Below are 17007 nucleotides of genomic sequence, written 5' to 3' on the forward strand. Positions count from 1 at the left end.
GTATACAAGGTTTTATACAGTTTTTCAGTTAATCCAATAACAGACAAGAACCCTAAAACCGCACCAGGATAGGAAAGTATAAAAAATGCATAGATCCATAGAACAAAAAAAAGACGATTCCCTTGTAAAATTAGGGAACCGTCTTTTTCTTCGCTATCGATAACAAAAATCAAGTACGTAATATTTTATTTGTCGATATTTTTTCAATCTTCATTATCGATTTCTATTGTACCCGTTCTAGCACTAACCTTTAAAATATTTAACAGATTATCAGGTGTCTTAATTTCCACTTCATATTCAAATTTTGATTGTGCTAAGTTGTCATCTTCTAATTCGAATTCTTTTTTCACATTAATAATTTCTCCATTTGTATGAGCTAAAGAAATTTCACGAACTTGTTTCTCTGTGTAGTTTTCATTCTTTTTTGCATAATTGTAACCCATACCATAATATCCACCAACAATAGCAATACCACTTACTAAAATAGTAATTACACTTATAATTATTTTCTTTTTATGTTTTAACATTTTCATCCACTCCTTATAGATTAATCCTCTATTCCAAATCTTGCTTCAAGTGCATTTTCTACTTGCTCTAATTGATCTTCCAGTATATCGTGTTCTTTTTCTTGCGTTTGATATTGTTCAACAGTTATCGTTCCAGCGTGATAATCTGCTTCTAGCTGATTATCAGATAGATCTATCTTGTCATCCAATTGGTCAATTTCTTTTTTTGCTGCTAAGTACGTATTTAAGTTTTCTTCTTTTGCTCCAACTGGTTTCGTGTTACTTGCTTTTTCTACAATAGATGTGACTTCGTTTTTGAAATCTTGTGTTTGCTTCATATCATTCGTAGCAGGCTCTGTTTTGTTTGGTTCTTGTTGTAGTTGAGCAACTTCTTTTTGTAATTTATCATTTTCCACTTTCAGTTGTTGTACTTCTGTATTGTTAACAGCTTGAGTAGAACAAGCTGTTAACAATAAACAAGATATCGCTCCAATCAGCATCCATTTTCGCATTCTGTTTTCCTCCCTTTACATGTGCACCTTATCCTTGCCTTTATATTACTGAACAAACATTAAAGGAAGATTAATGTATAAAAAAATAAAGTGAAGACTTTTACCGGTAGCCCGACTTCCCCTAACTCCCTCGCATTCGCCGAATTTTGAAGGAGGAGTCTTACTGCCCGTTAATGCTGGATAAAATGATATAATTAAATCGTTTCTAATCTTGCTTTAATGTTTTGGAATTATAGTGATACATATTAATAAGAAGAAAAGGAGAATGTTAATGCGAGTTCTTATTGTCGAAGATGAACAAGACTTACAAAATATATTGGTAAAACGATTAAATGCAGAACATTATAGTGTCGATGCATGTAGGAATGGAGAAGATGCCCTGGATTATATAAACATGGCTACCTACGATTTGATTGTCCTTGACATTATGATTCCCGGAATAGATGGTTTACAAGTATTACAAAGATTACGCGCGGACAATAATACAACTCCTGTCTTGCTTCTTACAGCTAAAGATACAATTGATGATCGTGTAACAGGACTCGACTTAGGTGCGGATGATTATTTAGTAAAGCCGTTTGCTTTTGACGAACTGTTAGCAAGAATTCGAGTGTTAATGCGAAGAAAAACAGGAAATACATCTAATGTGTTTGAAATCGCTGACCTAGTGGTAGATTGCAATATGCATAAAGTAACACGAGGAGACCAAGTTATCACTCTTTCCAGTAAGGAATTTGCTATTTTAGAATATATGATTCGTAATAAAGAAGTTGTGTTGACACGAGATAAAATTGAGCAACATGTGTGGAATTACGATTATGAAGGTGGCTCGAATATTATTGATGTTTACGTCCGCTATCTTCGTAAAAAAATTGATAGCCAGTTTGAAACGAAGTTAATTCATACAGTGCGAGGAACTGGTTACGTATTGCGAGTAGAATCATGAAAAGACTATCAATAAAAATGAGAGTAACCCTGTGGTATACGGGGCTAATTGTAATTATTATGGCACTCGTGTTAGCTTTTATTTTAACTTCTTCAGATAAAGTTTTGCTTTTTAATATGAAAGATAAATTGAAGAGCACAGTAAAAGAAAGCATGGAAGATATCGAATATAAGCATGGACAATTAAAGATGGACGATGATTTTGAAGCCTTAGAAGATGGCGTAAATATAAGTATTTATAATAAACAAGGTGAGCTGCTAGCAGGAAATAGTCCTACAAGCTTTAATAAAAATATATTGCTTAAATCTGATGAAATACAAACCATTAAAGACGGTAATAAAGAATGGATAGTATATGATTTTCTCCATAATGCAGGCGGCGATGAGCAAATCTGGGTTCGTGGAATAATGACTATGAACCAATTATCATCAACGATGAATACGCTTATCGTGGTAACAATCATCTCATTCCCATTACTTATTCTCATTGCGGCAGTCGGAGGATATTTTATTACGCAAAGAGCGTTTCGACCTGTGCAACAAATGAGTGATTCAGCTAGTAAAATTGGTGATGGTAAAGACCTTTCGAAAAGAATTAATTTACAAGGTTCACCAAAAGATGAAATGTATCATTTAGCACAAACCTTTGACAAAATGTTCGAGCGATTGGAGACATCATTTGAAAGTGAAAAACAATTTACATCTGACGCATCTCATGAATTAAGAACACCAACATCTGTTATTATTTCGCAATGCGAATACGCTTTATCACAGAGGAATAATCCGAAAGAAACGGAAGAATCGTTAGAAGTAATTTTAAGGCAATCACGTAAAATGTCCACTCTAATCTCACAACTCTTATTATTGGCAAGAGCTGACCAAGGGAAACATAATACTTTCCAATTTGAATGTATCAATATGAGTGAATTAACGGAAATCGTCGTAGAAGAGCTCTCATTAATGGTGCAAGAGGCTTCGATTGATATAACAACTAATATAGAGGAAGACCTCTTTATTAAAGCAGATCAAACATTGATGATGCGTTTATTAATGAATTTACTAACGAATGCAATTGCATATAGCAAAGCGAGTGGAACTGTGAATATGCAACTATTCCGTGATGAAACCAACATAATAGGTAAAGTCTCTGATAATGGTATAGGCATCAGCGAGCAACATATTACTAAAATATGGGACCGCTTCTATCGAGTTGACGCAGCACGAACATCTTCAAACATCGGAAACACAGGTTTAGGATTGTCTATGGTAAAATGGATTGTCGAACTACACGGAGGAGAAATTACAGTTGAAAGTGAATTAGGAGAAGGCAGTACTTTTACATTTAAACTACCAATTGAAAAACAAGCATAATTTATGCGCATCTGTCGCTTCAAAATAAAGATTGATATTTAAAGGCTCTCTACAATCCTTATGTAAAAATAACTGACGCATTTTAAACATCATCGATTTTATCATTTTGGACAACCTATTCTGTTAAATTGATATACATGCGAAAAAACTATCGAAATAAAACCCCAGAAATCCAACGGTCTCTGGGGCTCCATTATATATTTAGCTCTTTTTGCTTTTTGTTTTGTTTATGTCTATACAGCAATTTTCGACTTATTAGAGAAATCACTAATAAGGTCAGAATTAATAAGATAAGTTGCATAAATGATAAATCAAAATATTTAGCACCTGTAACGATTAAAAGTGTAGAAATTGTGCCTTTTACAACGAAAAAAATAATAACCCATAATCCGCCTTTTTTCCAGTTCATTTTATATTACCCTTTCCTACGTTTAAATTCTTAAAAGATTTAATGATAGTTCTTACATGTGACAACTTAATAGAAATCTATTATATTAACAAAAAATTCATGTCTAATTAAATACGACGATTCTATATTAAGTGAAAATGATATTCATTGTCAATTTTATTGACTATTTGAATACTTATTCTTAATCTCTTCCTACTTTGTTTCTTATAAGCAATACACTCTTGTATTCAAACAAAAACACCTCCATTGCATTTGCACACTTAGTATGCGAATGCAAGAGGTGTTTTTTTCATATACCATCAGGTAAGATTTCCTGCTTTGTTTATTTCTTGATACGTAGCTATTTTTTAGTACACGATAACTGGATCATAAGTGTTCAAACTATCATATACAGTTTTTGCAACATTAGGAAGAAGGTTCACACACCCACCTGATCCTCCTGTTAAATAAGCATTATTTGCCCAGTCTTTTCGCCAACCGGCATCGTGGAACCCTTGACCGCTATTTGTGAATGGGACCCAGTAATCTACTTTAACTGCATAATCAGCTTTACCTACTGCGCTGCCTCTGAGCGTGTATGGTGTTCGTTTATATAGGACGTACCAAACACCTGGTGATGTATCTTCACCCGTGCTATGTTTACCAGTTACTACATTTGTTGTAACAACTAATTTTCCATCTTTATAAATCCAAATTTGTTGCTCTGCAATTGAAACTTCTGCATATGTGTCTCCGATGCCATTATTCGATGTTGTTTTATAACCGATACCTTCCTTCTCCCAACCATTTCCATGAATATTAGAAGCAGAAAGCGATTTTTCGCCTTTCTCAAAGGCTTGTTGAACTTGTTTAGTTTCTTTTTCAACATCTAGTGCCCAGCCGTAGCCTTGCCCTTTTACTGATATGATTGAACCGGAATGCGTTTTAAATGAGAAATCTTTATTTAATGTTGATTTGGCATTATTAATTTCAATAATTTTCTTCTTAATGTCGCTCGCGTCAATTGTAACTTTCATATCCTTTGACATAGAGGCATTTTGAATTAAATCTTTCGCTTTTAAAGGATAAACTTCATTCTGCACTTTATACTCAACAGACTGCCCAAGAAGATTCTGTAGTGCTTTCTCCTCTTTTTTGACAATTGGATCGTCTTCTTTAATAGGTTTTATGTATGCAGACTTCAGGTGAATTTCGCTTTTATATTTTTGCTTATCGTAATCTTTTAGTAGACTAGTAACGTCATACTGTTTTCCTTCAACACTTTTCGAAATAACTATTTTTCCTTGTTCTAGCTTCGCCATAGCATCTTGAGGCGCTTTTAATTTTGCATTCATAGAGATGAGCTTTTCTTCTACAAGTTTTTTCATCGTTTCACTACGATACTGATCTGCCTTCTCTGGTAGCAATGAATAATTTTCTCCCTTTGAGGTAGGGAAAAATGTCCACTGACTTTTTAATAGTTTCTTAACTTGAGGCAAATCTTTTTCCGTAAGTTCCGTTTTTGTATCTTTTTCATCTAAAATTTGTTGTTGATCAACATAGACTTTGTTTGCTAGTCCAGATGTCTTTAATTTCTGTATTGCCTGATCAGCGCTCAGACCACCAACTTTTGTGTCATTAATTGTAACATTCGAATTGAAGTGAGTTGCCTGATAATAACTCATTCCCCCAATAAGAAGTGCAATTACACCAATACCCACTGCGATAAACTTCCAATTTGTATAACGTTTTTTTGATCTTACTCGTTTTTGATCAATTTCTTCAACTGATTCATTTGTTGTATTGTTGTTCATCAATCTTTCCCCCGTATGCATTAACGTCAAACGATTTTCAACTAAAATCATAGACTAGTGTACCTTATTTTTCCTAAAATTTCATTATTTCCGACCACATTTTATCGCAATTCATCGATTAAATTTAGATTTTTTAATGGTACGATGCATTGAACAGCCCTTTACAAGTCATAAAGTGAAATTTCAATCAATCGTTATACATCAAGAAAATTAGCTAAATCTTATTCGGAAAATTTTTCCTCTTTACGTAAAATACGAATTATATTCTCCATTTTATGAACATCACCCCCTAATTTTGTCAAAAAAATAAACGATAGTCCTTCTACATCTTAGATAGAAAGAATACCGTTTTTTCAGTTAGAGTATTTGTATAATCGCTTAACTTTTTACTTCCTGAAGGTCAAACGTGATGAAGATGATGAAATTTCATCTCATAGCCTTAAAATGAAAACATTATGTTTTTTATGGCAACCAACTTTATTTTCTTAGCTTGATGACGATGGGGTATCACCACATGTCCAACAGCCTAAGATTAAGTAAGAGTCCGTTCAACTAGATTTTTTCTAATATTTTTAGGAGCATCTTATTTCTCCTTGGCATATTGCACCAATTTTATTTAAAACACATCCGTATGCTATTTAGTAAAATTTACGATTCGAGACATAATTATTGCAGTAGCCAAGATAATAATAGCGGTTATCAAGCCAGATTCTCCAATCCAAATCTCAGTTTGATATCCTGTACTTGCACGTGCAAAAGGTCCTTGAATAATGGCATTCCAAGTAGTATGGATGATAACCGAAGGCCAAACGCTACCTGTGATAAGTCGTAAATAAGCTGTAATGTAACTGAATGGCACAATACAAAAATAGATGCCAAGTACTGAAAGAAAGACAGATGTTCCCTCTACATATAGACCAGCGATAACAATTGGAACATGCCACGTTGCCCAAATCAATCCACTAATAAGGATAGGCCGTGAAAACTCTGCATCGATTAGCCTTGTGAGCATATAACCTCGCCAGCCCATTTCTTCTCCTAAAACTGGGATTAAGTTAAGCAAGCTTCCTAAAACGCCGCTCAATACTACTAGATAAATGAAACTGATTGGTTCCGGTAGATACTGAAGTCCAAGTATATTGTAGATCGGTTCTAACATACCACCTTCGGGATGCTGAAACCCCGCAATTCCGCTCAACCAGGAGATAGAATAAGTAATTCCACAAATAATCATAGGTATTAGCAGAGCAAACCCAATCCCCTTCCATATCTTTAAGTTACCGAGACTAAAAGATACATCTTTAAACCCTTCTTTCAGTATTATGCGAGTCAAAATAGAAGAAAATGCTGGGGTAAACATATATACCACAATAAGCGGCATACTTTTAGTAATTATTACTACTACATTTAAGATAATAGAAGTAATGATTAAGATACTCAGAAAGAGTTGAAGTCCTATTTTAGCACGTTGGATTTTATCTTTATTGTGAAACGATTTTGCGTGTAATATCATTGTAATCCGCCCTTCCCCTTTCATTCACTTGTTTATCGAATTTAATTCTTCTCATTTCCACAGACACAACTTAGCATAAAAATATTTTGGCATACAGATTCATTCATCTTTAAAATCCCTCCCAAATTTATAATCTAGTCTTACTTGCGACTCATCAATGTAATTATTATTTATAAGTTGTCATAGCCGATAGTACAAAAGTGTAATGATTAGTCTATGACCTGTGTCAATTAACCTTATGACAATATGTAACTAGAAAATATGATATGGGATAGATAACAATTGAATTAAGGCAATTGATACGTGCAAGTACATGAATCAATCTTGCTTTTAAAAATAATTCAATTGGGGTGAAAAAAATGAATAAGAAAAGAATAATTACAATGGTTAGTACAGCTTTATTAGTCACAGGATGTGGGGAAGTAGGAAACGCTCAAACGGTAGCAGTCGAAAATTCAGGTCAATCAATCCAAAAAAATATAGTTAAATCAATACAATCACAGGCTAACCCATTAAAAACGATAGATCCGTCAAAACCATTTGAGGATTTAAAACCACTTAAGAAAATGATTGGGAGCGCGCAATATGTGGGGTTAGGAGAGAATACTCATGGAAGCTCTGAAATTTTCACTATGAAATTTCGCCTTGTGAAATATTTGGTTACTGAGATGGGTTTTACAAATTTCGCAATGGAAGAAGATTGGGGAAACGGCTTAAAGCTAAATGAATATATCCAAACAGGAAAAGGAAACCCTAGGGAGTTTTTAAACTTGTTATATCCTACTGATGAAATTATAGCCATGATTGAGTGGATGAAAGATTATAATGCCGATCCATCCAATAAAAAAAAGATCCAATTTATTGGGCTCGACTTAAAGGAATTGGACCAAGGTTGCTTTAATAAAGTAATTGATTATGTAAGGCTGCATCGACCAAATTTGCTGGCAGAAGTAGAAGAAAATTATAAAGAATTGTCGGCTTTTAATGGAAGTACACAGGAATATATGGACCTTGCTCCTGAAATAAAAGAAAAGTTCAAAGCAAACGCTGAGAGAGTAGCTCGATTACTAAAAGATGAGAATAAACAAGCCAACACAGAAATAGTTTCACCCGAGTACATCTGGGCGAAAGCAACGGCAAGTGCAATAGAGAAATTTACCACAATGCTAATTCCTAACGACTATCCAAGTATGTTAAAGCTACATGAGCAATACTTGGCCGATCATGCAATGTGGGCACAAGAAACATTTGGTGGTAAAACGATGGTATGGGGACACAATATTCATATTGCTAAAGGAATTATCGATGAGAAATTATACCCTTATGTTGCGGGGCAATTTTTGAAGGAACGTTTAGACAATAATTATGTCACAATTGGTAGTACAACTACGAAGGGGAATTTCACCTTATACAGCGAATATGATCCTTCTACTGGAGGTAAGATTACAACGCGTGCGATTCCACAAAATGTAAATAGTTTTAACTATACCCTCGGAAAAGTACCATATAACATGTTTTTATTGGATAACCGTCACCTTAAAGGACAAGCAGAGAAATGGGTTAAAGCCAAAAGACCATTACTAAGTATAGGGGGACAAATATTCCCAAACGAATCGACATACTTTGATAAATCATTGCTTGAGCAATTTGATATTATTTTTCACATTCGAAAAACAAGTCCATCTCATATTAAATAAAAGTACAAAACAATCCCGTTCTTGCAAATGCAAAAACGGGATTGTTTTGTGGAGGATTAATAAAGTGAAACTTTATTCAGTAGGGGTTTTGTTCATCCCCACTGATTATCAACCCTCACCAATCGGGCTTTTACGGACAGCCCGACCCCCACCTAACTTCTTTGCTTCCACCTGAATTTTGAGGTGGGGGTCTTACTGCCCGGCAAATAGCGGGATATAAGCATCTTTTTAACCAGCAGTAGGCTGCTCTCCCCTTTTTAGCATCATTTAGAAATGTCATATGACACTTTTACACTAGTGAGAATGACAAAAAAAGCAGTATGATTCGGTTATTACATAGATAGGAGCGATGAACTTTATGAAATCAAAATTCATCCAGAATGGTTATTTTTTATTGCTAACTTTCGTTACAGGATTGTTTTATTTTTGTTTTTATCTAATAGCTCTGCTATTTAGTTTCACCCTTTCATTTACTGTTGTTGGGATTCCATTAATTATGCGCGTACTACAGACTACCACACACTTTATCCAATTCGAGCGCATACAGACGAAAATTTATACAGATATTTCAACAGACTCTTACGATAGAAATATAACAATGGATACATCGAACTGGGCTCAGGTGAAATTAGTACTTACAGATCGTCGCACTTGGTCTGCTGTCTATTGGTTAATGCAGAAATTTGTGATTGGCATTTTCAGTCTTATTAGTGCAATCATTTTTTATGTAATGCCACTTATGTTCCTGTTGGCACCACTACTGTATCGATACATCGATATGAATATTATATTCATACAGATAGATACGTTTGCCAAGTCACTCTTTGTAATGTTTATGGGTATAGTATTTACCGCCATAAGTATTAGAATAGTAGAAGGTTTGACACAGAAAATTGGGGGCTATACACGTAGTATGATTCAGCAACTAAATCAATAGAAGTTTGCAATCTGTGAGTAGTATCGCAGTTTTAAATTTAAAAGTATAATAGGCATGAAGGATTAAATTATAATATATGAAGTAAAAAGGTAGGCTACTTAGGGGGTAAATGACTTGTTAGATATGGTTAAGTATTGGTTTTGGTACGATTGGATTATGTTAGGAGTCCGTATACTTGTTAGTGTCTCTATCGCCATAACCACATTCGATTTTCAGGATAGTTTAACATTGCCACTTTGGATTGTTATTTTTTGGGAGGTTGTTGCCTTCTCGATTCCATGGGTAGCCTTACTGTTCAATTACAAATATTACTTGTTCACAGAAATACTGCTATATGGTGGACTGTGTATATATTTAACCTCTTTATTTCCGGAAGCTAACGTTACATTTCTGATATCGGCTTTTCTAATTGCTGCGAATAGTAAGCATTTGTCCTATTATTGGACAGCTCCAACAACAGTTTTTATAACAACTGGAATTCTCTATGCGGTTGCGCCAAGTAATAGCTATTGGATTTTAGTTACCTACTATGGACTTGCTTATGTAATGGGCTTCGCTTTCCATTTATTAATCGTCAATCATAAGCAAAATGAAGCGATTCGTAAACAAAACGCGGTACTTGAGCAATATATGTCTCAGATTGAACGCATTACACTGGCGGAAGAACGAAACAGACTGTCGAGTGAGCTTCATGATACAGTTGGTCACGCTTATACTTCTATTATTATGGGGATGGAAACGTTGCGTACCGAAATTGCTACTGAAATGGGTATACAGAGGCTAGATTCTCTGCTTGAAATGGGACGTAAAAGCATCGAAGATGTGAGAGGTTACTTACATCAAATGGAGTCTCCGTGTCAATCGCCTTCCTTGATTCAATCTCTACAAAATCTTGGGGTCGAATTTCAGGAGCACGCTCAGGTAAATGTAAGTTTTAGGACATTCGGAGAGGAATATCCACTGTCTCGGCAAGCGAAGATCGCATTCATTCGTTGTTTACAAGAGTCCCTTACGAATGCAGTACGTCATGGTCAGGGAACTGAAATTATAGTTTCATTGCAGTTTGAACAACAATATACGAGATTAGAAGTTCAAGATAATGGAAAAGGAAATGTAGAATGGCAGGAAGGCTTCGGTCTGAATGCGATGAAAGAACGAGCAATGAATTTACAAGGGCAATTGTCTGTATATACAAAGCCAGAGGAAGGAATGCTTGTTACATGTACCATACCGCGACAAACTGAAATAAAAGATGGACTTATTCGTTTGTTAATTGTAGACGATCAACCATTTGTTCGGGAAAGTTTGAGGACACTACTCGATAGATATGAAGATTTAAATGTAGTCGGTTTAGCTGAGGATGGCAATCAAGCCATCGATTTGTGTGGGCGCCTTCAACCCCATGTTATACTTATGGATTTAGATATGCAGCACATGGATGGAGTTGAAGCAACCAAAAAGATTAAGCAACAATGGCCACATATCCGCGTATTGATTTTCACAACTTTTCAGGATACCGAACAGGCGTTGGAATCACTTCGCAACGGTGCGGATGGTTTTTTACTCAAATCTATTGAAACATTGGAGCTAGCTAATACGATCCGACTTATTCACAAAGGTGGGACACTGATTGATCAGGGAATGTCTCACAAAATATTTGAGAAGTTTGATGAGCAAAAAGAGACACCACAATCAAAAGCAACCGCTTATGAGCTAACAGCTAGGGAGATAGAAATATTGCAGCTAGTGGCAAAGGGACTTCGATACACTACCATAGCATCAAGGTTATATTTATCGAATGGTACGGTCAGAAATTATGCTTCCACAGCTTATACAAAGCTAGGAGTCCGCAACAAAGAAGAAGCTGTTCAAAAGGTTCTAGAAATTGGAATTATTGAATAAGAAAAATGTTTTTTGTTTCTCTACAGCAAGGTAAAATGTAGTTACAAGATACAGTAAAGGATAAAGTGAAACTTTAATCAGTGGGAGTTTTGTTCATCCCCCACTGATTATCAGCCCTCACCAATCGGGCTTTTACGGGCAGCCCGCCCCACCTCACTTCTTTGCTCTCGCTGAATTTTGAGGTGGGGGTCTCACTGTCCGTTAATGCGGGATAAACTTATGAATTTAATTGAATATTATTTTTGATAGGTAATTTTTTTGAAAAATTTAACCCTGTTTTAAAAAATTTAAATAGCGTTACTACATATTGAATGTAGCAACGCTATTGTTTTCTATATTAGAAATTAAACATCTTTATTATCGCTATACGGAAGACAGTTTCAGGTCTTTTCATGTGGGGATTCCTCTAAACCAGTCCCCCCTAATTCACTTGTTGTCTCTGAAAATAGTCATTTAAAAATATAGTTGCTAATTTCATTTCACTCTTCCTTGCACCCAAGTGGCAATATCATTTATAACATACTCTGGGATATTAGCAGGACTATACTATTCATCCGATTGACTTAATTCTCCTTCTCCTTCTGTAAAGAAGTGATTTAACTTTTGATACAGTCAATAATCAATGTTATCTCTCTCTTTTAATTGTTATTTCCAAAAAGGATTATCTATCATTCTTTATAAATTGCAAAATTTAAGGTCGGCAAAGGATTTCTATTTTTTATAAACAGGTGGAATGCTTTGTGGAAAATTGAAAATATCTTCTGGATCGTATTTAGCTTTCACTTGAGTCAATCGTTTAAAGTTTTCACCATAATATAAATCCGACCAATCTTTCATTGAGAGGTCAGGTGTGTTAACATAGACACCTTTCGTAAAAGGAATTAACGCGTGACGAAAAGCTTCTACCCAACGAATCCCTTGTGCAGCTCCCTCAGGTTTGTCCCAAGTGGAAAATAACACCATATTCATTAGAGCTTTTCGATAAAAATAAGCAGTTGCTTCCTCGGGTACTGCAGAAACAGTCCCCCCTAAGCCCTGAAAAAATATAGAAACAGTAGAATTAGGTGGAGATTGACTCATAAAATGTTGAATCGTAGCAATACCTTCTTCAGGTAATAAAGAATCCATAAAAGGTGCTACGCTTTTAAATGGAAAAGGAGTTGTAGGCTGATGATTGGATATTAACGTTATAGCTTCTAAATAAGAGAGTTCTTTTATGTCTACCTTTATAGGTGATCCAATTTTGAGAAGTGGTTGTATCAATTTCTGTAAGTCTGTAACTGATCCATGAAAAATCCCATGCATCAACACAGGAGCTGTCTTTTCTGAAGACAATAATAATGTAGGAGTAAAGCGTTTATCAGAAGTAGGTAGAGTATACTTTTGCCATTCCTGTATAACGGCTTTTAAATCTTGATGCCTCCAACTAACTTCAACAAAACCAACAGTCTTAATTTCCTGAGTACGAAAGCGAAAAGATGTACAAATACCGAAACTTCCGCCTCCACCACGTAAAGCCCAAAATAGATCAGGATGCTCCTGATCATTAACCTGCAATACACAGCCGTTAGCATCAACCATTTCTATTTCTACGACATGATCAAGTAGTAGTCCTAATGGTCGAGAAAGAATACCTTGCCCACCACCTAGCGCTATTCCTGCGATAGCTGGTTTAGGACAGACCCCATTAGGAATAGCTAATCCCTCTTTCCCAAGAAGCTCAGCTAGATGGAGATTTTTACAACCAGCTCCTACTGTAACAGTTTTTGATGTTGGATCTATTTTTATTTGATTTATCTCACTGACATCAATTACAATACCACCATCTAAAACTGACAAGCCTTCATAATTGTGCCCTCCTGAACGTACTCGGATAGGTACGTTATTATGTAACGACCATCGTACTGCATTCACAACGTCTTGAGTATTTTGTGCAAAGACAATAACAAAAGGGAATCTATTAAAAAATGTGTTGAACGCTTGACGTGCTGAATCATATTGCGCTTCACCAGGCGATACAATACGTCCTGTTAAACTTATATTTTCATCATAGAGCATATAGAAACCTCTCTCTCCGTACAAAAATTTTTAATGCTATCATGCTAATAATATGTATGTAAAAAAAAGTAAGAACCGCCAATTATATTGGTGATTCTTACTTTTTTTCATAAAATTAAACAAATCCGTGCAGCTTTTAAATCGACAAAAGCCGTTTTTGAGCCTTTATTTTTACTATATGGCGTAGTGACGCATACCTATCAACCTTGCTTGATGGTGATAGGACACGGCAACAATCCTTTCTCTTTCGGGCTACTCATTATAAATAATAGATTTTCAGGGTGAAACTTTAACTTATGAGATTATAGCATTACAAGCTTTAAAGAAAACTCATACAAATTAATCCTATTAAATAAAACTTGCCAATGGCCCCTAAAAGTAGTAATCGTTGCCGCGCCCCTTCTTAGATAAAAGATAAATTTTTAATTTAAAATCTAAAATAAATAGTTTATGGACCGTAGTGCTAGTCCACCTATTATTTCTAAATTTCTTGTACCCATTCAAAATAATCAATAACACGAGGTCCGATTATGTCTATACTTCGTATAAATAACATCATTACATTAATCTTTTTTCGGGAGTACAATCCCTTTATATAATTGAACTGTAATCAAGTAATAAATCGAGTAAATTACTACAAAAATAACAAGTGGTAACCAAATACGAAAGTACGGATCGATTAAAAGCGATCCAAACATGTTCATACCAACTAATATGTGAGTAATCCCCACAATTGCTGGGAATAAGAATATGAAGAATAACTCTTTATAGATTGATTTTGTTAATAATTCTCGGCGAACACCAATTTTACGAAGCATTTGATAACGTGCTACATCTTTTGATGCTCCCGACAGAACTTTAAACATTAAGCAACTTGCCATCATTGCTAAAAATGCAACTCCAACGAAAAAGCCCATAAACATTAGTCCGCTGGAAAAATCATGACTCGTAATATATTTTTGATACTTACTATCCAATTCTTCCGCTTTCACATTTTTATATTTTGCTATCTGTAATTCATCAAGTTTTTTCCATTCTTTTATGTATGATCCAAAATCATCTGTTTTCCCTATAAATACAGTACTTTCTTTACCCTTCAACCCATCGTATATGTTTTGTTCTACAATTTTGATTTCATAATCAGGATACATATAATTTGGCTGGATCGTTCTGAAAGCCTGAATCCATTGTTTTGTGTCGATCTCTCCTTTAACCCATTTTATTGAAAATGCACCAATTGGTATTTCCTCTGAAACTTTCTCTATTTTCATACCTTGCAAGAAAGGACGATTTTTTTCTACATCTTCTTTAAGATAATAAACATACCTATCATCAACTTTGTAATGGTATTCAAATTTTTCTTGAAATAAGATACCACCCAAAATTGTCTTTTCTTCCGCAGTTGGATTATGAATGACTGAATCGTAAATTCGCATTTGATCTGTCATGTTTATAATGTTGTTTTTAAATGCCATACCACAAGCAATTCCACCAGCACCAAGAGCCACTAAAATTGCTACTGTTGCAAGCACATTTGTTAGACTATTAATGCGGAAATTTAATTGTGCAAAAGTAAAAGCATTGAGGCCTTTTTCACTACGTTTTTTATTACTCTTTAGCTTGTTAATCATAACTGGAAGAAGGGATCCAAATATAAGGTAAGTACCAACGGTTGCTGAGATTAATCCGACGGCCATTAATCCCAAAGCAATTAGCGGATTTGCATATGACATATAGATCAGTGATGCATAACCAATACCTAATAAAAGAATACCAAGGAATGCAATTACAACTGTCATTTTTCCTTTTATGGCAACACGTTCTGTTTGTGCATCTGCATGTACAAGTTGCAGTACAGAAATACGCGATAATTTAATACTATTCATAATTGCAGATAATACAAATAGTGCAAAGAAGAAGACGCAAGTAGTAGCTATTGATGGCAGATAAAATGCTTTATAACCTTCACCAGCAAACTCGAGTTGTTTCATTAATAACTGACCGATTCCTTCTGCAAGTCCTACACCAACTGTAATACCAATCGCAAGAGACGCAGCGCCTAATACGATTGTTTCGATAAACATAAGTAATGTAACTTTATGCTTTTTTGCTCCTAACATCATATACATACCAAATTCTTTTTGACGAAGAGCTGATAAGAAAGAGTTTGCATATAAAATATAAAAAAATGTGATAACCGCTAACAAAAAGGAACCAATTTTAAAGACAGCCACAATATCCCTAATAGAAGAGTTAGATTCAAGGAACGTTTTATTGGATGCTAGCGTTTGAAACATATAAAAAGTTGAAATAGAGACAATAAGACCAACAAGTAAAACAATGTAATCTTGCAACTTACTTTTTAGGCCTGACATAGAAAGCTTAAATAACATGATTGAACTTCCTTCCTTACGCTTTTTGTGTGCCTAAGTTTGCAAGCACGTCTAAAATTTCTTTATAGAATTCTTCACGGGTACCACCGCGATGAATTTCTTTATATAACTCACCATCTTGAATGAATAAAATACGCTGACAGTAACTTGCGCTATAAGGATCATGCGTAACCATCATAATGGATACACCTTGCTCTTTATTTAAGCTTGTCATGGCATTAAGTAAACTCGTTGCATTTTTAGAATCTAGAGCTCCAGTCGGCTCGTCTCCCAAAATAATTGCTGGTTCATGAACTAACGCACGTGCTGCTGCAGAACGTTGCTTTTGTCCACCAGATACTTCAGAAGGATATTTTTGAAGTATAGCTGTAATACCTAACATATCAGCTACTTTTTCTACTTTCTTTCCAATATTACGAGATGAAACACCTTGAAGTGAAAGTGGGATTGCGATATTTTCATAGATAGATAAATTTTCTAATAAGTTAAAGTCTTGGAAAATGAACCCTAACTTTTGTGAACGAAAATCAGAAAGTTCACCTTGCTTCATTCTCGTAATATCCGTTCCTGCAATTTCAACAATGCCGCCTGTCGCTTTATCTAACGTTGAAATTACATTTAATAATGTTGTTTTACCAGAACCAGAAGGCCCCATAATACCGACAAACTCCCCCTCTTGAATTGAGAATGATACACCTTTTAATGCATGTGATTGATTCTCACCTTTTTTACCGTACAATTTTTGAATGTTTTTTACATCTACAACTGGCTTTATCATTTATATCCTCCTACATTTTTTATTTCATTACAATAAGCTACTACGTTTGTTTACTACTAATAAAATACTCATGTTGCATTCACCCTAAAGCTACAATGAAGTCTTTCCTTTTTTCTTCTTTGCTCACCTCATCACTTTGAATACACCCATGATAAACTATGAAAATTAGGAAACACCCTGTAAAATCCTTAAG

13 protein-coding genes and 1 pseudogene are annotated in these 17007 nt (G+C 34.9%); 5 read left to right on the forward strand and 9 right to left on the reverse strand.

Going from position 1 to position 17007, the window contains the following annotated elements; genetic code table 11:
* Positions 1-203: 203 nt before the first annotated feature.
* Complete coding sequence (locus DN403_RS15290; RefSeq protein WP_149185561.1) at positions 204-527, reverse strand: PepSY domain-containing protein; 324 nt, start codon at positions 525-527, stop codon at positions 204-206.
* Positions 528-547: 20 nt separating this feature from the next.
* A complete protein-coding gene (locus DN403_RS15295; protein ID WP_001233659.1) occupies positions 548-1018 on the reverse strand; it encodes a hypothetical protein in 471 nt (156 codons plus the stop codon).
* 271 nt (positions 1019-1289) lie between these two features.
* Here DN403_RS15295 and DN403_RS15300 point away from each other — a divergent pair, with 271 nt between their 5' ends.
* Both DN403_RS15300 and DN403_RS15305 read left to right on the forward strand, forming a co-directional pair.
* Positions 1290-1964: a response regulator transcription factor gene (locus tag DN403_RS15300; protein ID WP_001264535.1), complete on the forward strand. Its 675-nt coding sequence runs from the start codon at positions 1290-1292 to the stop codon at positions 1962-1964.
* A complete protein-coding gene (locus DN403_RS15305) occupies positions 1961-3334 on the forward strand; it encodes a sensor histidine kinase (RefSeq protein ID WP_016077493.1) in 1374 nt (457 codons plus the stop codon). The genes DN403_RS15300 and DN403_RS15305 overlap by 4 nt, the downstream gene beginning before the upstream one ends.
* 193 nt (positions 3335-3527) lie before the next feature.
* On the opposite strand, the gene DN403_RS15310 is transcribed toward DN403_RS15305, so the two are convergent.
* The 3 genes from DN403_RS15310 to DN403_RS15320 form a co-directional block, all read right to left on the reverse strand.
* On the reverse strand, positions 3528-3743 hold the full coding sequence (locus DN403_RS15310) for a hypothetical protein (protein ID WP_001104104.1): 216 nt from the start codon (positions 3741-3743) through the stop codon (positions 3528-3530).
* 347 nt (positions 3744-4090) lie between these two features.
* Positions 4091-5536 (reverse strand): L,D-transpeptidase family protein, encoded by a 1446-nt coding sequence (locus DN403_RS15315; protein ID WP_001064075.1) that lies wholly within the window; start codon positions 5534-5536, stop codon positions 4091-4093.
* Between the two features lie 634 nt (positions 5537-6170).
* Positions 6171-7049, reverse strand: a complete 879-nt coding sequence (locus DN403_RS15320; protein ID WP_042598278.1) for a CPBP family intramembrane glutamic endopeptidase — start codon at positions 7047-7049, stop codon at positions 6171-6173.
* 359 nt (positions 7050-7408) lie between these two features.
* Between DN403_RS15320 and DN403_RS15325 the strand changes: the two genes are divergently transcribed.
* The 3 genes from DN403_RS15325 to DN403_RS15335 all read left to right on the forward strand — a co-directional run bounded on the left by DN403_RS15325 (position 7409) and on the right by DN403_RS15335 (position 11585).
* Positions 7409-8746 (forward strand): erythromycin esterase family protein, encoded by a 1338-nt coding sequence (locus DN403_RS15325; protein ID WP_016077491.1) that lies wholly within the window; start codon positions 7409-7411, stop codon positions 8744-8746.
* Between the two features lie 358 nt (positions 8747-9104).
* Positions 9105-9683 (forward strand): sensor domain-containing protein, encoded by a 579-nt coding sequence (locus tag DN403_RS15330; RefSeq protein ID WP_000836849.1) that lies wholly within the window; start codon positions 9105-9107, stop codon positions 9681-9683.
* A 114-nt stretch (positions 9684-9797) separates the two neighbouring features.
* Positions 9798-11585 (forward strand): helix-turn-helix transcriptional regulator, encoded by a 1788-nt coding sequence (locus tag DN403_RS15335; protein ID WP_042598280.1) that lies wholly within the window; start codon positions 9798-9800, stop codon positions 11583-11585.
* Between the two features lie 474 nt (positions 11586-12059).
* Here the strand turns inward: DN403_RS15335 and DN403_RS15340 are convergent.
* From DN403_RS15340 to DN403_RS15360, 4 genes and pseudogenes are all read right to left on the reverse strand, one after another.
* Positions 12060-12254, reverse strand: a pseudogene (locus DN403_RS15340) (alpha/beta hydrolase); the annotation flags it as partial.
* A 42-nt stretch (positions 12255-12296) separates the two neighbouring features.
* Positions 12297-13643 (reverse strand): FAD-binding oxidoreductase, encoded by a 1347-nt coding sequence (locus DN403_RS15345; RefSeq protein ID WP_000964999.1) that lies wholly within the window; start codon positions 13641-13643, stop codon positions 12297-12299.
* 563 nt (positions 13644-14206) lie between these two features.
* On the reverse strand, positions 14207-16036 hold the full coding sequence (locus DN403_RS15355; protein ID WP_086397831.1) for an FtsX-like permease family protein: 1830 nt from the start codon (positions 16034-16036) through the stop codon (positions 14207-14209).
* A 16-nt stretch (positions 16037-16052) separates the two neighbouring features.
* On the reverse strand, positions 16053-16814 hold the full coding sequence (locus DN403_RS15360) for an ABC transporter ATP-binding protein (protein WP_086397830.1): 762 nt from the start codon (positions 16812-16814) through the stop codon (positions 16053-16055).
* Positions 16815-17007: the final 193 nt, after the last annotated feature.

This window comes from Bacillus sp. AY2-1, assembly GCF_008368965.1.
GTDB classification, from domain to species: domain Bacteria; phylum Bacillota; class Bacilli; order Bacillales; family Bacillaceae_G; genus Bacillus_A; species Bacillus_A thuringiensis_S.